This window comes from Pleurocapsa sp. CCALA 161 (genome assembly GCF_003003995.1).
GTDB lineage: Bacteria > Cyanobacteriota > Cyanobacteriia > Cyanobacteriales > Xenococcaceae > Waterburya.
In genome coordinates this window covers 1-23,501 of record NZ_PVWF01000078.1, presented here as the reverse complement: position 1 = coordinate 23,501, position 23,501 = coordinate 1, and the positions used below count along the sequence as shown (strand labels likewise).

Genomic DNA, 23,501 nt, shown 5'->3' with positions numbered 1-23,501 from the left:
CGACGAAGCGTCAACCACCTACGAACAATTAAGTTTGTTCTAGGAATCTCCGTCCTTCAGGTCGGAGAGGATGTCAATACCTCAGTAGCATTAAGACTAAGACAAATACAGCGATCGCGTTGGCAGTTATTTTTACGCAGTTCTCCAGTTCAAGAGTTGTTTAAAATTCTTCAAGACGTTGACATACGTCTTATTTCCCCTTTTATTGATTAACCTGTAGAATATTTCCTATCAATAAATTCCCTTATCATGAAGAATCTACAACTACCTCAAAAAATCATGCTTCTGGGTGCAGGAGAGTTAGGTAAGGAGTTTGTGATTGCAGCTCAACGTCTAGGAAATTATATAATTGCCGTGGATAGTTATCCCAATGCGCCAGCAATGCAGGTAGCTGATACCTCAGAGGTGATTTCTATGCTCAATGGTGATGAGTTAGAGCAGGTAGTGCAGAAACATCAGCCTAACTTCATCGTGCCTGAGATTGAAGCGATTCGCACCGAAAAGCTAGAGGAATTTGAACAGCGAGGAATCATCGTAATTCCCACCGCAGCAGCTACTAATTACACAATGAATCGGGATCGCATTCGTGAACTAGCTGCCCAAAAATTGGGGATTCGTACTGCCAAATATGCCTACGCTAGTAACCTCGAAGAATTGATACAGGTGTCGGCAGCAATCGGTTTTCCTAACGTGGTTAAACCAGTCATGTCTTCTTCAGGCAAGGGTCAATCGGTAGTAAATTCACCCTTAGAAGTAGAGCAGGCTTGGTCAAATGCGATCGCTGGATCGAGAGGTGACACCCAAAAAATTATTGTTGAAGAGTTTATTGATTTTGAACTTGAAATCACTTTGATGACTGTCAAACAATGGGATACAGCCACAGTTTTTTGTCCTCCCATTGGGCATCGTCAGGAGCGAGGAGATTATCAAGAGTCTTGGCAACCCGCAGCAATCTCCAGAGAAAAACTTCAGCAAGCCGAAGCGATTGCCACTAAGGTAACAGATGCTTTAGGTGGTGCAGGAATCTTTGGGGTCGAGTTCTTTATTACTCAAGATGAAGTAATCTTTTCCGAATTATCTCCTCGCCCTCACGATACAGGAATGGTAACTTTAATTTCCCAAAATCTGAACGAATTTGAACTACATTTGCGAGCTGTTCTTGGTTTGCCTATTCCCAAAATCGAAATCTTTGCTCCTTCTGCTAGCGCCGTAATTTTGGCTCAGCAACATTCTTCCAAGATCAACTTCACTAACGTGGCGCAAGCTTTAACAGAGGTAGACACCGACTTACGATTATTTGGCAAACCAGATTCTCGTCCCTATCGTCGCCTGGGGGTTGCCTTAGCTAAAGCAGAAACTACCGAATTAGCTAGGACAAAAGCATTGAAAGCAGCCAGCACCATCTCTTTAGTCTAATTATTTTTATGCTTAGGCAAATGGTTTGAGTTCTCCTATGTAGGCAACGCCAATGATCTTTAGTTTCCATTTGCGAGGATCTTTCTGGTTGGGTTCTTTTTTAATGTAATCTAATTCAAAACTGTCCAAATATTCTCGGCAACAGGCGATCGATACAGGAGCAAAGTCTTGAGACTCTGAAAATTTGCTCAAGGGCAAAGTAATTAGATTAATCACATTTTGAGGCTTAATTAGATTAACCCACTCGCAATAAGAGCTTGTGATGAGCCGCTGCTTACCAAACTTAATTTCAATCAAACCATCGTTTAGATCGGATTTAATATACAAGGCTACCAACTTTCCTTTCAATAAGAATTTAAGACAATTGCCTGGAGTGAGAGCAAAATTTTTTTCTCGATATACAGTATTACGATAGACTGATATTTCTGGCTGATAATCAAAGAAATCCCCTTGTTCAAAATTCTCAAAAAAAGCGATATTTTCAAGATTATCCTGATAAATTGGTTGGATTCCGATGTTTTTAGGATAGTTTTTGGCAGATTTTAAACTGTTAATCACGCCTATTTTATCTAGCTGTTCAACAATGGTTTGAGCAACTACTTGTACTCCATCAGGTCTAGTATAATGAGCCTCATCTTTTGCATTATATAAAGACTTGATAAAATCTTTTCCTTTCTGCTCATTTAACAAACTAGTTAAATTTATTATGGGTAAGCAATAGTATGAGCCAATTGATTCATAAAGTTCTGATAAGGTGCAAGTTTTTTGATAGTAATCTTCTTTGTTAACGCCAAATATTACTAATATAATCAGGCAAAAAGGATTGGATTTTTGGCATTTTCTAATAAATCCTTCTAAAGACTTTCCTGCCAATTCTAAGGAATAGCGCTTAACTTCAATCGCATGGCGATCGTTTACGCAATATTCAAAAAATATAATGTCGCTGTTTATGGCAATGTTATATCTATCTTCTTGAATAGCACCAAAGACATTGGTAACACCACCTAAAGAATAGTATTTGATCGAGGTTGTTTGAGAAGTTATTTGACGCAGATGTTTATTCAAATACTTCGTATATCCTTCCCTCATTACTGAGTTAGAACCTCCCACAACTGCTATTCTCAAACTAGATTGCTGGTCGGCATTGACTGACTTTCTAAAAAACATTCAAGTTTGACAAATATTGATTGTATGATTTTTATCAAGCAATTATATCGCGACAATTATATTTCATTTGTATTTATTTGATAAAGAAAAATAGCTTAAATTATGCCAACATTTGTCAAAATAGAAACAGGAATTGTGAACAAAACAACTTTTGATCAATATGTTTCAGCTCATAAAGCCTATGTTCGCCAACTAATCGATCAAGGACACAAAGCCCGAACTGGTTATTGGGCAGAATTAGGGGGAGGGATGCTGATTTTTGAAGCGAGTTCACTACTAGAAGCTCAAGCAATAGTGACTCAAGATCCTTTGATTATTAATAACTGCGTCAAGTATGAGCTACATCAATGGTGCATTGTAGTTGAGTAAAGATCGGGGCAAGGTAGTGAATTGCCCTTACTAAATCCTCATGGGGATTGCTTCCCTTGATGGCAGAAAATATCTCCAAACAAGTCTAGCAGACGTGGGCGTAAATAAAGCCCTCATTCGTAAATTGTCAAAGCCTCACAGTTAAATGCTTCTGATGTTATGCTCTGGTGGTACTTCTGATTTGCGAAGTTAACCCTTTAGGACTTTCACGCAGCGGTACTAGGTTTTTGCTGCTTGCATTAATTTAACAAAATTTTCAAACAAATAATCCGCATCATGAGGGCCTGGACTAGCTTCAGGGTGATACTGTACTGAGAAAAAGGGCAAGGTCTTATGACGTAATCCTGCTACGGTTTGATCGTTGAGATTAAGATGAGTTATTTCCACATCTGCCCCTAAAGATTCTGTGGCGATCGCAAATCCATGATTTTGACTAGTAATTTCAATTTGCTTTTGTAAGCCAGCGGGTTGGTTTAAGCCACGATGCCCAAACTTAAGCTTAAAGGTTTCTGCCCCCAGGGAAAGACCCAAAATTTGATGACCCATGCAAATGCCAAAAGTAGGTTTTTCAGCAGCCAATAATTCTTTGGTTACGGCAATCCCTTCTTTAACCGCGGCTGGATCTCCAGGCCCATTAGAAAGGAAAATACCGTCAGGGTTATATGCCAAAATCTCTGCACTAGGGGTATGAGCAGGTACGACAATTACTTTACATCCATAGCTGGCTAAACGACGGAGAATATTGCGCTTAACGCCAAAATCAATCGCCACTACGGTTAATGGGCGCTCTATATTTGTACTGGAAGCAAATTCCCATTCTGCCTCTGTCTCTTCTGACCACTCATAAACTCGATCAGTTGTGATGTCTTTGACAAGATTTAATCCTGCCATGTCGGGTGCTTGCTCCACTATCTCTAACAATCTTTGCGGATCGAGTATTTCTGTCGAAACAGCACCGTTAATTGCACCGTATTCTCTTAGTTTTCTAGTTAGCGATCGCGTATCAATACCATAAATGCCTGGAATATTTTTTTCCTGCAAATATTCTGGTAAGGATTGAGTCGAACGCCAATTGCTAGGGCGATGGGTAACGTTGCGCGCAATTACCGCCTTAGCCTGCACCGTAGCAGATTCTTCATCCCCAGGATTGACTCCTGTGTTACCTAATTCAGGATAGGTAAAAGTAATGATTTGACCAGAATAGCTGGGATCGGTCAAAACCTCTTGGTATCCTGTCATGCCCGTATTAAAGACCACTTCCCCAACCGTAGTGCCTGCTGCCCCAAAAGACCAGCCACGATAGGTCGTTCCATCAGCCAGTACCAGTAAAGCTGGTTGAGCATTGGGTCTGAGCATATTTACCATTGATTTGATCCTAACTAAACTTTACGTCAACCATTCAATAATTTATCAGTTATTAGCGATGAGAAACTATAAACTAGATGACTAACTTAAAAAATTAAGAGAAAATTACCTGCTTAACTGTAGTCAACGTTACTAATTTCAGCCTAACAGGATAGACTATTGAAGATAATCAATAATACTTCTGATTAAAACCGATCCTAAAGATCGAGCAAAATCGCTAGGATAATTGATATCCTGAGTAACAATAAAGCAACAACGCAAGTTTGATTAGAGAAAGCATGAGTCCTAGAAAACTAACCGAAGACGATAAACAAGAGATCCTTGAAGAATATCGTAATTCTGAGGCAACTACTTCTACCTTAGCCAAAAGTTTTGAGGTTAGTAGTTCTACGATCAGCCGCTTTTTGAAGAATAAATTATCCACTATTGAATATGAAGAGCTGATTCAACAAAAGCGTTTAGCTCGAACTCCCAGGGGCGAAAAGCCTGCTCAGGAAAGCCAAAGTTCTACCCCAGCCAAGGGAAAGGATAAGGCGAAAGCAAAATCTCGTTCAAAAGTAGCACAAAAATCTCACATCAAGAGTGAAAAAGTTCAAGAAATAGCAGATAGTGATGATGCTATCCCTGAATTAACTACTGTGGCAAACTTATTGCCAAATGAACCTCAATCAGCAATAGCAACATCGAATCGTCGTCGCCGACGCTCAACTATTCAACCAGAAGTTGCACCTGAGCCTGAAGTAACGTCAGACATTTTTGAGGTTGAAGTGGAACAACCACCACAAGTTGTAGCTGAGACAATACCAGTTAAATTGGTTTTAGATAAGTTACCCAATAGATCTAACGTCAATGTTCCTAAAAGTGAGCGTTTAATTCTTAAACGCGATCGCCTTGATCCAGAAGAAGAAGAGGATGATGAAAATGAGGAAAGGGAACTGCTTGCTCTTAGAGAAATGCTGGGAGAAGATCTTGAAGATATCAGTGATGAAGACGAGGATGACGAAGATGACGAGGATGATGAGGATGACGAGGATGATAATACTTCATATCTAAGTCCTACTTCCGACTTGAGTAATATCCAAATTTTGCCTTTATCCCAAGCTTCCCTTCCCAGGATTTGCTATCTAGTGATCGATCGTTCCGCAGAGTTAATCGTTAAACCTTTAGCGGAATTTGCCGATTTGGGCGCTATTCCAACGGCAGAAACTAGGCAAACAACCCTCCCCGTCTTTGACAACCATCGTATTGCCAAACGCTTTTCTCATCGTCGTGAGCGAGTGATCAAAGTTCCTGATGGACGAATGCTGCAAAAAACTTCTCATCATCTTCAAGATAAGGGCATTACCCGCCTGTTAATTGATGGACGAATTTATTCTTTATCCCATTAAATTTTCCTACAAAAGGATCAAAGAAACAAAAAAACAACCAGTGTGAAGATTCAATAACTTATAACCATAGATTAAAACGCATTAAGACAAAAGTTATTATTCTATAGTTGTGCTGAAAATTACAGGTAATAATGCAAGTAGGTAGAGAGTTATTTAAGCATTGCAGGCGATCGCTAAGACTGTGTTTTCTGAGATTTAAAGCTTATAACGATTATGAACAAGGATCAGCTACTAAGATTTTATGAACAGGGTTATCGAGATTTTACAGGAGTAAATTTAAGCGGGGTAGATTTATCGGGAATAATGCTTATTGGCGTTAATCTGACGGGAGCTAACCTAGTTGGAGCAAATCTTAGTCGTACCTTCTTAACTAAATCAATTTTCAACGGGGCAACTCTTAATTGGGCGAATCTTAGTTTTGCCAAAATGAGCGAAGTAAATCTCCTCCAGGCAGATCTAACTAAAGCTAACTTGACGGGTGCTTTTCTGGTTAAATCTCAGCTAGCTGATGCCCAGTTGAGTGGTGCTAATCTCGCCCACACTAATCTACGAGGGGCGAATCTGTTGGGGGCAAATCTCTGTGGTGCTAAGTTATTTAACATCAATCTTAGGCAAGCTAATTTGACCCAAGCTAACCTGAAATGGGCAGATTTGCGACAAGGAAGATTAACGGGGGCTCAGCTACAGGGCAGTTTATTAACTGGAGTGAATTTTAGTCAAACATACTTAATTGATGTCGACCTTAGCAGCACAGATCTCAGGGGAGTGAATTTTAGTCAGGCAAGGTTAACTAAAGCCAATTTGAGCAATAGTAACTTGAGCAATGCTAACCTCGAAGAGGCTCAACTTAGGAACTCTAACCTCAACTGTGCTAATTTATATCGGGCTAATTTGACAGCAGCTCAATTGAGAAAGGGAAATTTAGATAATGCCGACTTGACTCAAGCAGATCTAACCAATGCCGATTTACGTGATGCTTCTCTAAAGCTAGCTAATTTAAGCGATGTTGATTTGACTGATACAGATTTACTTGGGGCTAATCTTGAGTCGGCAGTGTTTGATCTCAGCTTAACCAAACATATGTTGTCTAACTCGGCTAAATTTTTCCAGCCTAATACCCAAGCAACAATTCCCATCAATCAAACTTCTCAGTCTATTCAAGTAGCTTAATGGTATGGTTAAATTTTAGTTCTAGCTATGATCAACTCTAACTATGGCGTGGTTTTAGTCACCGTTGCTTCATTGTCCGAAGGAAAAGTGACACTACTCAACTAATCACCATTAAAGTCTAGGGCTAATCATCGTAACGCACAATATCATCATCTCCCAGATATTCTCCATTCTGTACCTCAATCATCACCAAAGGAATAACACCAGGATTTTCTACTCGGTGTGCAGTATTCATCGGTACATAAGTAGACTGGTTTGCCATGACTAAAGTTTCTTGACCATCACAAATTACTCTAGCAGTTCCTGAAACTACAATCCAATGTTCACTGCGATGATAATGCATTTGGGTACTCATATGTTCCCCTGGATTAATTTCGATTTTATTGATGCAGTATCTTTCTCCCTGATCTAAGTTTTTAACTTTTCCGTAGGGAGGGTTGCGGATAGCATCGCTTTGAGGTGTAGTCGAAGTAAGATTATCGCTTTTATGGTTATTTGGACTCATGGCTCAACTCCTGGCTGTAGAATTCCTTTCTCCAGTTTAAATAAACATTAGAACTTCAGCCAATTAAAGTTTTTTAGCTTGATAAGTATGATAGTTGCCGAATAAACCAATGGTTGCTACATGATATTTAGGTAATGGTGCAGGGAGAAAGAGATCTACTTGATAAATACTAAAAAGATAAAAGTTTTGTCGCTGTGTTTGTTGGCTGATGGTGTCTGCTAAATAAGGACTGGCGGTACTGATCAAAATATGACATTGACCCTTCAACCAAACTCCTAAATCTTCAGCAACCTGCTCACAAACCTTGTTTTTTAACTCCGTTTTAATCTTTTCATCGGCATATTGGCGATATCCTGCTTCACCTGGATTGGTGATTAAAGCGATCGCACCTATCCCAGCAAATATAGTTCCCAGCGTACCGATCTTACCGATTTTGTTTGATGCCATGTAGCTCATGCAGCTCAAAAATATTTTTCTTGATTTTAAACTATCAGCGTAAAATGCTAGCTAATGGTGCTATAATACCTAAGCGGTAATGCATGGCGGGCGTAGCCAAGTGGTTAAGGCAGTGGTTTGTGGTACCACCATTCGTGGGTTCAAGTCCCATCGTCCGCCCTTTATCTTAAGATGATTAGTTACTTTTGCTCTCAAATGGTCACAAAGTTTACGAAGCAGGATTTAGCATAACTAATCTGACCTGAGAGATTAGCCTTTTGACACCAGTAGACTTCCAACCCATGACTGTTGTAGGTCGTAAAGCATAACTAACTAAATTCATGTTTGAGAGAACTGTCAGTTAGTACAAGTTAGTACATCGGATTTGCTCAAAAACGCCATCTAGGTAAAATTACTCAAAAAATATTAAAATAGTTTGGTTAGCACGGCAAAATATTAATCATCATCAACGTCCCAGAAATAAAATCTAGACTGTTAACGCATAATTCTCTATTCTAAACCTAACTATGGCTAAACCAACCATTTTGACTATAGATGACGATTTGGATGTGCTACAGGCAATTTCGCGCGACCTAAGAAAGCAGTATGGCGATCGCTTTCGAATTGTTCGGGCTGACTCTGGAGCATCAGCAATTGAGACTCTGGAACAGCTTAAACTGCGGAATGAAACAGTAGCTTTATTCCTTACGGATCAAAGAATGCCCAGGATGAATGGAGTCGAGTTTATTGAACAGGCTGCACCCATGTTTCCCCAAGCCAAACGAGTTTTATTAACGGCTTATGCCGACACCAATGCAGCAATTCAGGCAATTAATAGCGCCAGATTAGATTATTATCTCCTTAAGCCTTGGGATCCTCCAGCAGAAAAGCTTTATCCTGTCTTAGATGATCTGTTAGAAGACTGGTTAGCAATATATCGCCCTACTTTTAAAGGCATTAGAGTAATTGGCGATCGCTGGTCGCCCTGTTCTCATAATGTCAAGGATTTTTTAGCCCGAAACCAAATTCCCTATCAGTGGCTGGATGTAGAAACTGAGGTGGAAGCAGCGAAATTAGTTGAATATGCAGCCAATGGCAGTAAGCCTAAACTTCCCTTAGTGTTATTTGCCAATGGTGATCGCTTGGAACAGCCTAGCAATCTAGAAGTTGCCGCCAAAATTGGTTTACAAACTCAGGCAGAAAAGCCTTTTTATGACCTGGTAATTGTTGGTGGTGGGCCCGCGGGTTTAGCTGCTGCGGTATATGGTGCATCGGAAGGTTTAAGCACCGTTATGATTGAACGCTCTGCTCCTGGTGGACAGGCGGGTTCTAGCTCTCGGATTGAGAATTATCTGGGCTTTCCTGTTGGTTTAAGCGGTGATGATTTGGCTCGTCGGGGGGTAACTCAAGCCAGACGGTTTGGAGTAGAAATTTTAACTCCTCAAGAGGTGGTTGAAGTCAGATTAGAAAATCCTTACCGCATTGTTAAGTTAGCTGATGGTAGTGAAATTAACTGTCATGCTCTTTTGTTGGCAACGGGAGTATATTGGCGCAAATTAAATCTGCCAGGATGCGATCAACTCACAGGAAGAGGTATCTATTATGGTGCAGCTAAAACTGAAGCCATGTCCTGTGTAGATGAACATATTTATCTCGTTGGGGGAGCAAACTCGGCAGGACAAGCAGCGATGTATTTTTCTCAATATGCTGCCAAAGTGACCATGCTGGTAAGAGGAGACTCTCTAACTAAAAGTATGTCTCAGTATCTCATCGACCAGATCGGCGCTACTGATAATATTGAAGTACAAACCTATACGGAAGTGACAGCAGTACACGGAGAAAATAATCTGACAGGATTAACTTTGTTAAATAACCAAACAGGACAAACCGAACAGGTAGCCACTAAATCTCTATTTATCTTTATCGGCGCTAGACCAGAAACAGAATGGCTAGATGGGATAGTGGCAAGAGATCCACTGGGCTTTATTTATGCAGGAGCAGATCTAAAACTGGGTGAAAACTTCCGTGGGTGGAATCGCGATCGCGATCCATTTTTGTTAGAAACAAGTGTTCCTGGTATCTTTGTAGCAGGAGATGTAAGACATAATTCGGTCAAGCGAGTAGCTTCGGGAGTAGGAGAAGGTTCAATTGCAATTATGTTTGTTCATCGCTATCTAGCAGAAGCCAGAGCTTAATTAAACTAAACTAATTTATTTATGTCTGCGATCCCAACTCATTCGTCTGGTTGGTTCAATAATTAACAATTGAGAGATTAAAATTTGCTGATGAGCTATTTACAATGGAGTTTGGATCGAGAAAATGAAATTAATTTTGTCGAACCCACAGGGGATTTTTATCTCATTGGAGATGAAGGAGAAATTATCGAAAAATTTACCAGTATAGATATTTTTTTTGAAGTTTTAGTTGAAGGAGCAAACAATCTTAAAATAGGTAAAAGTATTGTTGTTGATCCTTTGATTGAACCAAATGAATTTCATTTTGATTATCAAGATAGAATATTGCAAATAACTTATGGACGTCAGCAGACTATAATTTTAGATAGGCATAAATTTATTGCTGATGTATATCAAGCGGTCAGCGAACTATTAGCAATACTCGATCGCCAATCAGAGACAAAGCATCAGCCCAGGCGAAGTCTGGCTAAGTTACGAGCATATTCAATTTAGCCATAAAAGTAAAGATTTAGATAACAATAAATAATTAGATTTAGCTAAAATTTTCATCTCAACAGCAAATCAAACAGTTCATAATTTCTTAATCATTATTACTCATTTCATTTATTGATAATTGTTTAATATGTAAAACTTATTTAAAACTATATTGCGTATTAAATATTTCTAAGTTACACTAAGAAACTGATTTTTTCCTAAAAGTTAACCTGTAAAAAATACTGTTTAAACCGCTGCTGTTATGAGATAAAGCTAAATTATTAATAAAATTTAAACTGTTAACTGCACCTATAAATGCTAACGTTGCTTTTTGTCTTTAAGACAAACATGCTTTATATTAAGCTAGTATACAAAATATCAAAATAGATGAAGTTTATATGGATAACCCCAACAATAAAGTACTCAACGTAGATAAAGATTTTGCGGGAGATTTAGAAAAAGCGATCGCCGCTGCTAATGATGGCGATACCGTTATTCTTGGAAAAAGTACCTACGAAACTTCCGGACTGAGCATTGATAAAGATATTACAATTGATGGTTTTAGAGGACAAACAGTTATCAATGGCAAAGGAGCAACTGACTCTATAATTACTCTGGGCGAAGGGGCAAGCGGAGCGACTATTAAAGATGTTGAAATAACTGATGGAAACAACGGCATCAATGTTAATGGATCAAGTAATGTTACCCTATCCAACCTGAATATTCACAATATTGGCATTGACGGACCAGTTAGAGATGGTCAAAATAATATTGCCATAAGCTTAGGTAGCGCTGATGGATTCAAAGTACTTGACTCGACAATATCTGATATTGGTCGTAAAGGAATTGGAGTCATTGACACTGATGGAGGAATAATCGATGGAGTTACCCTATCAGATATAAATCTGGCCGCAGAACACTCTCAAAGCTTTGATGCTGGTGGGATCAAGCTTTTCAATACCAATGATGTCACTATAAGTGATAATAAACTCTCTGGCGTTAATGCTTTCAATATTTGGGACGATATTACCAGCAACACTACAATAGAGGGTAATGAAATTACAGGGGTAGGAGATGACTTTTTAGCGCCTGAGTATAACAGTTTTGTAAGGGTAGCAGGTATTTATGTTGAGAAAACCTATCAGTCAACTGTTGATAATAATAAAGTGACTGTGGGTAATGATGATTTCTTCGCCTTTGACGCCACAGAATTTTCGACAGAAACATTGGTTTTGGGAGATAATAACGAATTCCCTAGTACAGATATTGGTTCCACAGACTTTTGGGCAAATGAAGAAATAGAAAAACGGGTTGCCATAACAGAAGATCCTGACGCAGCTGACTTCTCTCTATTTGAGGATGATTATTATAACGGTGGAACTTTTGGCGGTGATACTAGTACTGTTCCTGGTTAAATAGCCTTAATTATAATTTCAAAATAGCCAGAGATTTAGGCAGAAATGCTTCAGTTCAACAGGGCAAAAGCATACTAATACCAATTCTCCAATGAAGTTTAGGGAAGAATTCCTGAAGATTAGTATGCGCCCTGTCCAGCAATAACCACTGCAATAGTTCTAATTAGAATAGATAAATCAAGAGATAAAGACCATTTATTAACGTAAAAGCGATCGCACTTACCTAAATATGCAGAACTAGTTTCTGAGCGCCCAGAGACTTGCCAAAAACCCGTAATTCCAGGTAAAACTTCATGGCGCAAAAATTGATTTTCAGGTAATTTTGATAAATCTCTAATAGTGAGAGGACGAGGTCCAACTAAACTCATTTCCCCTTTAATAACATTAATCAATTGAGGTATTTCATCAATGCTATAGCGTCGTAGCAATTTACCCACTCTTGTTATTCTGGGGTCTTCTTTAATTTTAAATAATACTCCTCCTTCTATTTCATTACTATTTTCTAATGACATTTGTATTTGGGCAGCATTTGCCACCATAGTGCGTAATTTTAGTATTTGAAACGGTTTACCTTTTAATCCAATTCTAGTTTGACAAAAAAAAGGTGAGCCAGGAGAGTCAATCTTAATCATAGCTATCACAATAACCATGGGAATAGTAACAACAATCAAAATAAAGCTAGAAAGTAAAATATCTAGAATACGCTTGATTGAAAAGCTGAAAACCCTGGATGAGCGCATGTCATCTTTCAAAATTATAAATTTGACAACTTCTTTCACACTCAAATTAAATCCACCTTTGTTAATATTGTTAGGCATTTTCCTTAGATAGTTTTTTCAGCCAACTATTTTTTCCAGACTTTATTTGCCATTATTGCCAGGGGAATAACTAAACAACTTTTGTTTTGGCAGCTTTGACATTTTGCTTAATTGACTCAGCCGTATTTTCGACTTGATCGAGATTCAACTCTTGATCGTTAAATTCTTGAGAATATACCGCCAGGTTATCGGCCGTAATTTTCTTCCAGGTGTAGTTCTTTTGAATATATCTTTGTGCTTTTTGCGCCATAGCGCTCAGTTGTAATGGCTGATTCATTGCTTGTTTAAGAGCAGCAGCACAAGCAGTAATATCTCCTGCCTTAAATAAAATTCCGCGATCGCCTCCTACTAGCTGTTGATGGGGAGGAATATCACTTGCTATTACTGGAACGCCCTCTCGCATTGCTTCTAACATTGCCAACGGTAACCCTTCTAAATCTGAAGGAAGCACAAACAGACCAGCCCCCCTGACCATTTCTGCTAGATTGCTGCCTCTGAGTTCTCCTGCAAAAACTATCTTAGAGGAGTCCCCCGCCAGGGCGAGAAGCTCTGAAATATATTCTGTGGTATCACTATCTCCCCCTGCCAAAACTAGTTTCCAATCCGACTGCTTAAGCTGCTGGAAAGCCTGCAAAAGTAAGTCTGGTCTTTTCTCTGGCACTAATCGTCCTAGAAATAATAAATACTTATTTGGCTGTAGACCAAAAGATTTGACGAAAGTAAAATTCGGATCTGACTTTGCATATATACCTGGTGCGTTAGGTATATAAACGGAATCAAGATCGTAAGTTTGCTTAAAATAATTTTGCAATGCTTTAGAAACAACAATCACGTTGTGAGCATATTTAGCTGCCATTTTCTCGCCGAGACGAATCACACTGCTAGAAGACTTACCCCATTTTCCTCGTTGCCAATCCAAACCCTGACAAGTAGAAATTATTTTAGCCGAAGATAAAAATCGCGGGATAAAGCTAAACAAAGATGGTCCTAGAGCATGAAAATGAATCACATCATAGCCTCGCAATCCACACACCAAAGCTGCCAGAGCAGAATTAGTCAAAGCATCTAATCCTCTAAAAGGTAAAGAAGGCAAGCAAATTACCCTGACTCCATGATGCTCATAAACTGAAAGCCAAGACTTTTTGATGTAGCTAGAACGGGCATATAAATCGACGGTATGTCCCCGTTCAACCATTCTCGGATATACTGCTTGACAATAATGTTCTATACCGCCCTGTTTCGCAGGGAGTCCTTTGACTCCAACAACAGCTATTTTCATTTGCTTAAATTAATAAATTTAGTTTTAGATGGAGTTATTTGAAAATCAGTAAAATCAGGATGTTGTTAGCTGGTTAGGGAAAGAGGAAGATGAACTTTCCTACTTGATGAACTGCTCGACTCCCAGCGTTCAAACATGTTCTGATAAACTTCGGTCACAACGCTTTTAGCGCTATAGGGTTTAGCTGTCCTTACACAGGCTGTGGATGGATATAAATCTGGGCTGTGTAATATTTTTGCCAGAGCATCGGCGATCGCCTCTGGAGTTCTTTCATAACAAACAATCCCACTATCCTCAGCTAAAAAGTCGGGAGTTTCTCCTGAATCAGTTGTTACTACTGGAGTCCCACATGAAAGTGCTTCTAAAACGGCAAAAGGTAGCCCTTCATAGACACTTGAGAGAACAAAAACGTCACTAATTTGGTGCAGAGCAGCTAATTTTGATTGAGGCACTGCTCCTAAAATGGTTACCCGTTTTGACAAGTCCAAAGCATCAATTTTTGCTTCTAATTCAGGCTTTAATTCCCCTGTCCCAGCCATCAACAGATGGACTTTTGATTGATTTAAATGGGCAAAAGCCTCAATTAGCAACAAGGGATCTTTTTGAGGATGCAAACGACCTGCAAATAGGACAAATTTAGTGTCTTCAGCTAATCCCAGTTCTTGAGTCAAAACCTGACTTTTTCTCTGCTTTTCAAGCAATTCGAGAGGAAAAAACCTTTCCTCGTCTACTGTATTTTTAAGGTAGCTAGTGTACTCAGCTAGCTGGGGATATCTCTGCTGGTAGAACTGGGCAGTTTTTGTATGGCAGGAGTAAATGTAATTAAACTGTTTAATTAAATAACTTTCTAAAGCAAAATAGAGGGTAGGAAACTTTTGCCACAGAATAGAATTATTTCCTGATAAAGGATCCATCTGCTTTTGAATATCATTTTGCACCAGGAGCGTCTTTTCTCCATTCCAGCTGCGGGTAGCCAAAGCAGCCTCTATACGATAGAAGTGCATAAAATCCGAGCTAAAGTTGTGCCTTAGTAACGCAGCTGTGTATTTAAGAGTTGTGGGAATTAGTTTCCTGATATTGTCATTCTCAACTTTAATCAGGGGCATAAACTTAATGCTTCTACCTAAAAATTCTTTTTCCGTCCACTTGCCAATAACTGCATCTTGATCACCAGTGCCAACGAGCCTTACCTCGAATTCTGGTGGGGCATATTTTAAAAATGAGCAAATAAAAGTTTGAATCCCTCCAATGCTGCTACGCCACGGATCGAATTGGTAAAAAATTGTCAAGGTTGGCTTGTTTTTCATGAATATAAATTAACAGCAATAACTGGCGGATAGTCTAAAGACACCACTGATTAACAATTACAAGTATGCAAATAGCTATAAATTGATATTCGAGCGTATTTTTACAAACTACAATAAAATCGCTAAGGATTTATACTTAAATGTTTATACTTTGGAACATTAGCATAAACAACATGAATTTTACAAGTAATTTTTAGACAAATTTTATTGATTTTTAATTAATGCCTAGTCAAGTTTTCAAGGTTAATGATGAAAGTATTGATAGTGACAGAAAATATTTTCTAATTGATGATAAGTATCTTACTGGTTAGATCTTATACTTGTTTGACCTAGCTATCACTTAATCGAGAATTCAACCAATATTATTCTTGAGCCAAAATAGCTGTAAATTATGCCAGATAATAGACCTGGCTAATCAAATATATTAGTTAAGCATCAAATTTACAAAAGTACAATTTAAATGTACTGTAAGTTTATGTTGTTGAGCAAAAAGCATTCACAGATATTTAACTATAATTTTGTATTCTGTAAAACGGGGTTGAAAATAAATTGGCTGTGTGATACTTTTTAGAGTAATTATAATGCTTATAATAAGCGCTTAAAGTAAGCTACTTTTCGATAATTTATTTTATGATTCGCATTATCTTAGTTGATGATCAAAAAACCGTCAGAGAATCTCTTAGAGGTTGGTTGGAGCCAGTAGAAAACTTTGAAATTGTAGGTACTGCTAGCGATGGTTATAGCGCCATAGAACAGGTAGAAATACTAAAGCCCGATATAGTATTAATTGATCTAGAAATGCCTATGCTCGATGGGCTGCAAACTACGAAAATGATCTGTCATAAGTTCATTGGCGTAAAAGTTATTATCTTAAGTATGCACGATAGTAACGAATATGTTTCTCGTGCATTACAGGCAGGGGCGACTGGATATCTTTTAAAAACCACTCCTAAGGAAGAATTAATCAAAGCTATATCTTTTGTGAACCTTGGTTACTCACAATTTGCTCCTGGGTTAATCAATAAAATTGCCGAATCAATCCCTAAAACTCCAAGTTTAGAGGTACAAGTAAGTAAAGACAATAACAACAATAATTTAGATAGTTCTCGAGTCATAGATTTGACCGATTTTAATCTTAGTCAACGATATCGGCATCGATCTCGAAGTAAGCCTAGAAGTAAAAAGTTTTATTTGAGAATTTGGCTGCTGAGTAATTTAATACTTTGGAGCATTAGTCTAGCTTATATGCAATTTAAAAAACCCACTTACACAAGTAAATGGGCGATCACTATTCCTAGTAGCAAATTATCAACTGATATAAATCTCCCAGAAATTGGACAAGCTTCATCTGAAAGTGATTCTCCTTTCAACAGTGATTTTGCCGACCCACGAGAAAACTACAAATATTTAGTCGAAAATGAGGAGTTTATAGAAACTTCAGCTCGCAAAATCAATATGCCTCTCAAAGAGTTTGGCAAGCCTAAAATTGAAATTCCTACTAATACAACTTTAATACAATTTCAGATTCAAGGGGACACGCCTCAATTAGCTCGAACAAAAGCATTAGTATTGCAAAATACCCTTGAGGAAAATTTAGACCGCTTAAGACAAGATGAAAGCAATAATCAAAATCACAATTTAGAAAAACCCCTTGCACAAACAAGACAACAATTAGCAACAGCACGACAAAAATTAGCTGATTTTCAAGGCAAAACTCAATTTAGTTCGGGAGAACAGCCAAATATTTTAGTTAATAACATTGAGCAATTACGACGACAGAGCTCAGAAGTAACTGCCGAACAGCAAAGGGTAAAGGCTCGTTACGATCAATTGTTAAGTGATATGGGCATATCAAGCGAGGAAGCTGCTGAGGCTTTAGTTTTAAATTCCGACTCCGAATTTCAAGAGTATTTAAACGACTATAGCCAAGTTAGTACAGAATTAACCAAATTAAAATCAAAATATTTATCCAATCATCCATCGGTGGTAGCTAAACAGGCAGAAGCCGATAATATTCAGGCACAGCTTTATCGCCGAGGAGATTTGCTGTTAGGCAGAACTCTGAATCAAGTTACTCTAAAAACTCTTAATATCAACAGTAGTAATTTATCTGGATCACAGCGAGCTAATTTATTTCAAGAATTGATTTCTTTGCGAGCCGAACAAAAAGGATTAGAAAATAAAGCTGTAGAATTAAAAAACCAAATTGCTGCTTTAGAAACTAAACTAGCAACTTTAGCTCAATATAGTTTGGAGCTACAAAAATTGCAGCGAGATGTACAAATGTCGGAGGCTATATTTTCTTCTGCTGCTACCAGAGTTGAGCTAAATAAATCTCAGATTTCAGCAGCTTATCCTCCTATTTCGCTCATATCTCAACCAAACTTAGCAAAAGAACCAACTGCACCTAACAAAAAATATATATTTTTTGGTTCATTCTTTTCTTCTCTATTGTTAACTACGGGGATGTTTTCACTTTGGTTGCGCAATCAGCGTTTTGATACTCCTGTATTTTGGGAAAACAACTCGAACCACAATAACCATAAAGCTTTATCTAATTCCAATTCCAATAATGATATTAAAGCGATTATCAAAAAATGAAACCTACTGCGATCGCGCCTCAAAACTTGCCAGAAAAACTAGTTTGGTATTACATAATTAACATTTATGTAATTTACTTATTGGGTGGGCATTATATATTTGCTCCAGTACTAGCCTCTTTTCTAGCTTTTTGCGCAGTCAAACAATGGTGGAATCAAAGCCCCATAACTCCCATCAGGCAAAAAATTATCATTTCTCCTTTAGTATGGCTCTGGATTATAGCTATGTTAATTATGGAGGTTGCTTTAATTATTGGTCATATCAATTGGGAACTTTCGATAGGACAAATTCTCAAATCTTCTCTTTATTGGTATCGGCATTGGGCTTTGTTTGCTTTATTTCCTTTGAGCGGTTATCTCAATATTCGCCCTCAAATAATTTATCGAGCTGTTTGCATTTTCTGCTTACAGGGTTTAATTTTAACGGTAATCTGTTACATAGGCTACATTTTACATGTACCTAGATTTGATTATGTATCTCCCTTCCAAGCATTTGGAGGAGATGAACTTTACTATCGTACAAATTTTTTATTTCCAGAGCCTAATTATGAAGAAGGTTTTCGCTTGACGTTATTTGCACCTTGGGCGCCAGCTTTAGGATTAGTAGCAGATGTCTTCTTTTTTCTAGCCTATCAAGAAACCGACCAGAAGTGGAGATGGTTGGGAATGGTAGGCGCGATCGCCATGGCTATAGGCTCACTGTCTCGCATGGCTATTTTATGTATTCCTTTAGTATTATTTTTAATTTGGTTATCGATTTATTTTGTCCGAATTGAAGTGCAATTAGGAGCTAGCTTGATGAGTTTTATTTTGGGTATATGGTCTTCTACATTGATAGATTGGATCAAAAATATTCAGCAGCAATTTCATCGCTTACGACCCAGTTCATCAAATGCAAGAGCCGCTATCAGACATATGACTTTAAATCGTTGGTGGACAGAAGCCCCAGTCTGGGGGCATGGTATTGTTTTGTCCAAAGGCCCTGCTTCGATTGGACATATGCCGCTGGGGACTCACCATGCTTGGTATGGTGTTCTATATCTTCATGGATTAGTTGGTTTGTGCGCTTTTGCTATACCTTTTGTCTGTACTTTGGTTAATTTAGTATACCAAGTTAGAACTGCACCAATGGCTAAAGTGGGTCTAAGTATTCTTTTAGTTTTGCTGACTTTTTCTTTTGGAGACAACATCGAACAAATTGCCTATTTATATTGGCCAGGTCTACTAATTTTGGGCATTACTTTTAAAGAAAATGCTAATCAACTAGTTCTCAATAAAAGGCTATTAACTATCTAAAGCTCAAATTCGATTTATTTACCATTGACTAAAGTGAGGAGTTGTAAAAATGCCTAAAGTTTCGGTTATTATTCCAGCCTATAATGCAATGGCTTATTTGCCAGAGACGATCGCCAATGTTCTAGAACAAACCTATACCGATTTTGAAGTAATTATCGTTAATGACGGCAGCACTGACAACATAGTCGAGTGGGGGGGACAAATTAGCGACTCCCGAGTCAAGTTAATTTCTCAGAACAACCAAGGTCTGGCAAAAACTCGTAACGTTGGGATCGAGGAGTCTCAAGGCGAATATTTAGCTTTTTTGGATGCAGACGATCTTTGGGAGTCGACTAAATTAGCCAAACAGGTGGAAGTCTTAGATGCTCATCCTCAAGTGGGACTAGTTTATAACTGGGTTACTTATATTAATCAACAAGGAAAATCTACTGGAAGAACGGTTTGTTATCAAGCAGAAGGCGATGTTTGGGCAGAATTAGCTACCAAAAATTTAATTGAATGTGGTAGTGTGCCGATGATTCGTCTTGCTTGTTTGGAAGAAGTAGGAATGTTTGACGAACAACTCAGTTATCTCAATGTAGGTGAAGATTGGGATATGTGGCTACGAATTGCAGCGCGTTATCCTTTTAAAGTTATTCCGGAATCTTTAGTTTATTATCGACAGTTGACGGGAAGTGCCTCTAAAAATTGTGAACTTGTTGCTAAAAGTTTTCGGGCAGTGATTGAAAAAGCATTTGCCGACGCTCCTTTAGAGCTATTGCCTTTAAGGAATAAAAGTTATGGTAACTTTTATCTAACTTTAGGATGGAAAGCTATACAAAGCCAAGCCAAAGACTATGAACAAGCTAGTTATTGTCGTTTACAAGCTCTCAAGCATGATCCTTGGTTATTTTTTTCTCAAGAACATTTTCGTTTAAGTATCGCGATCGCTATTATGCAATGGTTTGGTACAGATGGCTACCAACAATTTCTGACTTTTATGTATGCTTTGCGTCGAGGTACTCACAATATATTTTCAATTTCTCAATAAAATTTTTTGACATTTTATACAAGATAAGTAATGACAAATCCCAAAGTGACTATTGTAGTTGGCGGTCGGTGGCACGCGATCGATTTAGCTAGAGAATTACATCAGGCTGGTTGGCTACATCGGTTGATTACCAACTATCCAAAATTTAAAACCCGTCAATGGGGAGTTCCTGACGATAAAGTAGTGAGTTTGCCTTTCACTCTTTTACTGAACCGAGCTATTCCTAAAATTGGTGGAGAAAAGATGATGAGGAAATTTCTCCCCCAAATCTATCGTTTGTTCGCTAAGGCAGCAGTACCTTATCTAGAAGGAAGTACCTTAATTCATGCCTGGTCTTCTATGGCTGAACCAAGTATCAATTGGGCAAAACAAAATGGTATTCCTGTAGTTTTGGAACGTAGTTCGGCTCATATAATGGTACAATCTCAAATTCTGGAAGAAGAATACAAGCAATTAGGATTAGAATTTGTATCGACGGAAGTTCATCCTGAAATTGTTGCGCAAGAGCTACGAGAATATAAGTTAGCAGATCGTATTGCTGTTCCGAGCTTGTTTGCCAAACGGACTTTTTTGCAACAGGGTTTTAACGAGGCACAACTAATTCACAATCCGTTCGGAACAAGTCTAGAGACTTTTGCGCCTAAAGCTAAAGAAGATGATGTATTTAGAGTAGTTTATGCTGGCTCGCTTGGAGTACGCAAGGGAGTTTATTACTTAGTTAGAGCTTTTATTGAGGCAAATCTTCCTCACAGTGAATTAGTGTTACTAGGAAAGGTAACGCCAGAAACTCCCCAATTATTAACAGGTGCGGATGAGCGAGTCAAATGTATTGGACACGTTTCGGAAACCAGATTAGCCGAATTTTACCGCAATAGTAGTGTTTTTGTGATGCCTAGTTTAGAGGAAGGTTTAGCCCTAGTGCAAGCCCAAGCTTTAGCTTGTGGCATTCCTTTAATTTGTACGACTAATACTGGTGGCGAAGATTTACTAAGAATTCAAGGAGAACAGCCAATTAAGTTAGATAAGGGTATCGAAGAATACCCTGCTGGTTACTTAGTACCTGTTAAAAGTAGCAAGGCAATCTCCTCGCTCCTAGAATTACTTGCTTCTAATTCTGATTTATTAGCACAAAAACGACAAGCAACAATGAATTTTCAGCTACAAGATTTAAGTTGGAAGCAATACGCCAAAAGAGCGATGCAAGCTTATCAACAAATGCTGTCACAAAAATTAAAAGTATAAAAATTGAGAAATGTTGCGATTATGCCAAAAGTTTCTGTAATTATTCCTGCATATAATGCTATTAAATATTTGCCAGCAAGTATCGATAGCATTTTGACACAAACTTATACTGATTTTGAAATAATAATTGTTAATGATGGTAGTAAAGATGGTACGGAAGAATGGTTTGGCCAATTAACTGATCCAGATCCAAGAGTCCAACTGATTTCACAGACAAACCAAGGCAATTGTGCTGCACGCAACATAGGTATTGCTCACGCCCAAAGCGAGTATATTGCTTTTCTAGATGCTGACGATCTTTGGGCTTCTACTAAGCTTGCCAAGCAAGTAGAAATATTGGAGCAAAATCCTGATGTGGGCTTAGTTTATACTTGGGTAGAGCGCATCGATCAAAATGGAAAATCTCTTGGTAAACCGTTTGAAAGCAATTTATCAGGAAATATCTGGGAAAAATTATTAGCAAGAAACGTGATTGCTACTAGTAGTACGTTGATTAGACGTTCTTGTTTTGAACGTGTTGGTAAATTTGATGAAAATTTGCAATCTTTTGTAGAAGATTGGGATTTATGGCTACGGATTGCTGCTTGCTACCCGATTAAAGTTATTCCTGAATATTTATTACAATATCGAGAATGCCCCACCAGTATTTCCAAAAACTGGCAAGCAATGGAAAAAAAATATCACATTGTAATTGAAAAAGCTTTTGCTTCTGCACCATCAAAATTAATGTTCCTAAAAGGCAAAAGCTACAGTTGCTCTTATCTTCACTTAGCTAGCCAATCACTACAAAGTAATCAGCCTGATTATGCGATCGCATCTAAATATTTGCGACAAGCAATTGCTTATTATCCTCAAATGAAGTTTTCTCAAGAATATGTGCGTCTTAAATTAACGGTTTGGTTAATGAAGTGGTTTGGTCTTAATATTTATCATAAATTGCATGATAGATTTCGCGCTTTGCGAAGTTATTTAGTCTCTTTGGGTTAAGCAATTTAATAAAACTTATTTAACTCTTGATTGAGACATAATTTTTGCTTTTGATAATCGATATGATTGAACGAATAAAACTATGCCTATGCGGATTCAAAAATTTCCTCTATTTCTGTCAATTATCGTCGTACTACTGTGCTGGTTTAATTATCAAATAAACGACTATCCTGCAATGGCGGACGACCCCATCTCAACACTTATTTACGATATGACCCCCCCACACGAGGGACTGCCACATGGTGTTTCAACAAAAAATTATGAGTGGGCATCTGCTCCTGTAGTAGATACTGAATTTGATACACAAGACTTTAAAGCTATGACAGCATGGGGACAGCTGTATGAAGATTCTAAAGGCAATTCTGCTACTAACAGCCGAGTACAAATCAAAAATATTAAAGCATATATGCTCAGCAAACGAGATGGCAAATGGCATCTTTTGCAAAGCTCTAAAAAGATTGAAGGTGCTGCATATCGAGAAGATTTTGCTGGTGATATTAGTAAACCTGCGGATATACGTTACGAAAAGGATGGTAGCGTATCGGTCAAAGCAGGTCAGGGATACAATTTTCACTTTTGGCCTGCAACTGGTCGAGTGCCGATCAATCGCCAGGACATAGTAGCTATTTTTACCACTGTGCAAGCAAGGCTTGTAATTGATAATTCTCAGCAAGTAGACGATAGATTTAAGGCTCGTTATTTACTTGGTATGGGTGGAGATTATTGGCTGAGCCTAAATGCGAAGTGGGATAACTGGACTACCAACGGCGGTATTGGTGTTGGTAAATTGAAGTATGTTACTAATGAATGGCAGACCTTTAATATGATTACTCTTTCACCAGCTAAAATTCGTCAAAATCCACCTCCTATTGTGATGGATTGATTACGAAGTTTTAATTAGGTTAGTCGTGATTTTTCGCATCAACTTGATTGAATATTTTTATTATTTCAAATATAACATTTTTGTTTATAAATTAATGTCGGGCTGAAAACTCATGCGTCTTGTACCTTGAGATGAAAGCCCGACCAGGAAACAAACATCC

General features: G+C 38.2%; 21 protein-coding genes and 1 tRNA gene. 15 read left to right on the top strand and 7 right to left on the bottom strand.

Annotation, left to right across the window (positions count from 1 at the left end):
• Together C7B62_RS25790 and purT are read left to right on the top strand one after the other, a co-directional pair.
• Positions 1 to 213 (top strand): hypothetical protein (locus tag C7B62_RS25790; RefSeq protein ID WP_158260704.1); only part of this gene is annotated, 213 nt, incomplete at its 5' end.
• Positions 214 to 249: 36 nt separating this feature from the next.
• Positions 250 to 1,416: a formate-dependent phosphoribosylglycinamide formyltransferase gene (gene purT, locus C7B62_RS17235; protein ID WP_199194244.1), complete on the top strand. Its 1,167-nt coding sequence runs from the start codon at positions 250 to 252 to the stop codon at positions 1,414 to 1,416.
• A 12-nt stretch (positions 1,417 to 1,428) separates the two neighbouring features.
• Here purT and C7B62_RS17230 read toward each other — a convergent pair whose 3' ends face one another.
• Positions 1,429 to 2,583: a hypothetical protein gene (locus tag C7B62_RS17230; protein WP_106239529.1), complete on the bottom strand. Its 1,155-nt coding sequence runs from the start codon at positions 2,581 to 2,583 to the stop codon at positions 1,429 to 1,431.
• 102 nt (positions 2,584 to 2,685) lie between these two features.
• Between C7B62_RS17230 and C7B62_RS17225 the strand changes: the two genes are divergently transcribed.
• Positions 2,686 to 2,952, top strand: coding sequence for a YciI family protein (locus tag C7B62_RS17225; RefSeq protein ID WP_106239524.1), 267 nt, complete (start codon positions 2,686 to 2,688; stop codon positions 2,950 to 2,952).
• 219 nt (positions 2,953 to 3,171) lie between these two features.
• Here the strand turns inward: C7B62_RS17225 and carA are convergent, their stop codons facing one another.
• On the bottom strand, positions 3,172 to 4,308 hold the full coding sequence (gene carA / locus C7B62_RS17220) for a glutamine-hydrolyzing carbamoyl-phosphate synthase small subunit (protein ID WP_106239537.1): 1,137 nt from the start codon (positions 4,306 to 4,308) through the stop codon (positions 3,172 to 3,174).
• A gap of 287 nt (positions 4,309 to 4,595) precedes the next feature.
• Between carA and C7B62_RS26195 the strand changes: the two genes are divergently transcribed.
• The gene (locus C7B62_RS26195) at positions 4,596 to 5,705 is read left to right on the top strand and encodes a hypothetical protein (protein ID WP_199194243.1); all 1,110 of its coding nucleotides are present in this window, start codon (positions 4,596 to 4,598) and stop codon (positions 5,703 to 5,705) included.
• A 213-nt stretch (positions 5,706 to 5,918) separates the two neighbouring features.
• Positions 5,919 to 6,875 (top strand): pentapeptide repeat-containing protein, encoded by a 957-nt coding sequence (locus tag C7B62_RS17210; RefSeq protein WP_106239519.1) that lies wholly within the window; start codon positions 5,919 to 5,921, stop codon positions 6,873 to 6,875.
• A gap of 124 nt (positions 6,876 to 6,999) precedes the next feature.
• Here the strand turns inward: C7B62_RS17210 and C7B62_RS17205 are convergent, their stop codons facing one another.
• Both C7B62_RS17205 and C7B62_RS17200 read right to left on the bottom strand, forming a co-directional pair.
• The gene (locus C7B62_RS17205) at positions 7,000 to 7,380 is read right to left on the bottom strand and encodes a phosphomannose isomerase type II C-terminal cupin domain (protein WP_106239515.1); all 381 of its coding nucleotides are present in this window, start codon (positions 7,378 to 7,380) and stop codon (positions 7,000 to 7,002) included.
• A 63-nt stretch (positions 7,381 to 7,443) separates the two neighbouring features.
• Positions 7,444 to 7,827 carry a DUF4359 domain-containing protein gene (locus C7B62_RS17200; protein ID WP_158260703.1) on the bottom strand — a complete coding sequence of 128 codons (384 nt, stop codon included), beginning with the start codon at positions 7,825 to 7,827 and terminating at the stop codon, positions 7,444 to 7,446.
• Positions 7,828 to 7,922: 95 nt separating this feature from the next.
• Between C7B62_RS17200 and C7B62_RS17195 the strand changes: the two genes are divergently transcribed.
• The 4 genes from C7B62_RS17195 (at position 7,923) to C7B62_RS17180 (ending at position 11,899) form a co-directional block, all read left to right on the top strand.
• Positions 7,923 to 7,995: transfer RNA gene (locus tag C7B62_RS17195), tRNA-His, on the top strand.
• Positions 7,996 to 8,342: 347 nt separating this feature from the next.
• Entirely contained in the window at positions 8,343 to 10,010 is a 1,668-nt protein-coding gene (locus C7B62_RS17190; protein ID WP_106239506.1) for an FAD-dependent oxidoreductase, read from the top strand.
• 90 nt (positions 10,011 to 10,100) lie between these two features.
• On the top strand, positions 10,101 to 10,502 hold the full coding sequence (locus C7B62_RS17185; RefSeq protein WP_106239502.1) for a hypothetical protein: 402 nt from the start codon (positions 10,101 to 10,103) through the stop codon (positions 10,500 to 10,502).
• 380 nt (positions 10,503 to 10,882) lie between these two features.
• Positions 10,883 to 11,899: a right-handed parallel beta-helix repeat-containing protein gene (locus tag C7B62_RS17180; protein WP_106239499.1), complete on the top strand. Its 1,017-nt coding sequence runs from the start codon at positions 10,883 to 10,885 to the stop codon at positions 11,897 to 11,899.
• 119 nt (positions 11,900 to 12,018) lie between these two features.
• Here C7B62_RS17180 and C7B62_RS17175 read toward each other — a convergent pair whose 3' ends face one another.
• The 3 genes from C7B62_RS17175 to C7B62_RS17165 form a co-directional block, all read right to left on the bottom strand.
• On the bottom strand, positions 12,019 to 12,639 hold the full coding sequence (locus tag C7B62_RS17175; protein ID WP_255414045.1) for a sugar transferase: 621 nt from the start codon (positions 12,637 to 12,639) through the stop codon (positions 12,019 to 12,021).
• Between the two features lie 148 nt (positions 12,640 to 12,787).
• On the bottom strand, positions 12,788 to 13,996 hold the full coding sequence (locus tag C7B62_RS17170; RefSeq protein ID WP_106239491.1) for a glycosyltransferase family 4 protein: 1,209 nt from the start codon (positions 13,994 to 13,996) through the stop codon (positions 12,788 to 12,790).
• 65 nt (positions 13,997 to 14,061) lie between these two features.
• On the bottom strand, positions 14,062 to 15,303 hold the full coding sequence (locus tag C7B62_RS17165; RefSeq protein WP_106239488.1) for a glycosyltransferase family 4 protein: 1,242 nt from the start codon (positions 15,301 to 15,303) through the stop codon (positions 14,062 to 14,064).
• A 630-nt stretch (positions 15,304 to 15,933) separates the two neighbouring features.
• Between C7B62_RS17165 and C7B62_RS17160 the strand changes: the two genes are divergently transcribed.
• The 6 genes from C7B62_RS17160 (at position 15,934) to C7B62_RS17135 (ending at position 23,341) form a co-directional block, all read left to right on the top strand.
• The gene (locus C7B62_RS17160; protein WP_106239483.1) at positions 15,934 to 17,904 is read left to right on the top strand and encodes a response regulator; all 1,971 of its coding nucleotides are present in this window, start codon (positions 15,934 to 15,936) and stop codon (positions 17,902 to 17,904) included.
• Positions 17,901 to 19,199: an O-antigen ligase family protein gene (locus C7B62_RS17155; RefSeq protein WP_106239479.1), complete on the top strand. Its 1,299-nt coding sequence runs from the start codon at positions 17,901 to 17,903 to the stop codon at positions 19,197 to 19,199. Before C7B62_RS17160 ends, C7B62_RS17155 begins: the two co-directional genes overlap by 4 nt.
• A 49-nt stretch (positions 19,200 to 19,248) precedes the next feature.
• Positions 19,249 to 20,229, top strand: a complete 981-nt coding sequence (locus tag C7B62_RS17150) for a glycosyltransferase family A protein (protein WP_106239476.1) — start codon at positions 19,249 to 19,251, stop codon at positions 20,227 to 20,229.
• Between the two features lie 30 nt (positions 20,230 to 20,259).
• The gene (locus C7B62_RS17145) at positions 20,260 to 21,471 is read left to right on the top strand and encodes a glycosyltransferase family 4 protein (RefSeq protein ID WP_106239473.1); all 1,212 of its coding nucleotides are present in this window, start codon (positions 20,260 to 20,262) and stop codon (positions 21,469 to 21,471) included.
• 21 nt (positions 21,472 to 21,492) lie between these two features.
• The gene (locus C7B62_RS17140) at positions 21,493 to 22,458 is read left to right on the top strand and encodes a glycosyltransferase family A protein (RefSeq protein WP_106239469.1); all 966 of its coding nucleotides are present in this window, start codon (positions 21,493 to 21,495) and stop codon (positions 22,456 to 22,458) included.
• Positions 22,459 to 22,540: 82 nt separating this feature from the next.
• Positions 22,541 to 23,341, top strand: a complete 801-nt coding sequence (locus C7B62_RS17135; RefSeq protein ID WP_106239466.1) for a hypothetical protein — start codon at positions 22,541 to 22,543, stop codon at positions 23,339 to 23,341.
• The last annotated feature ends 160 nt before the right edge of the window (positions 23,342 to 23,501 follow it).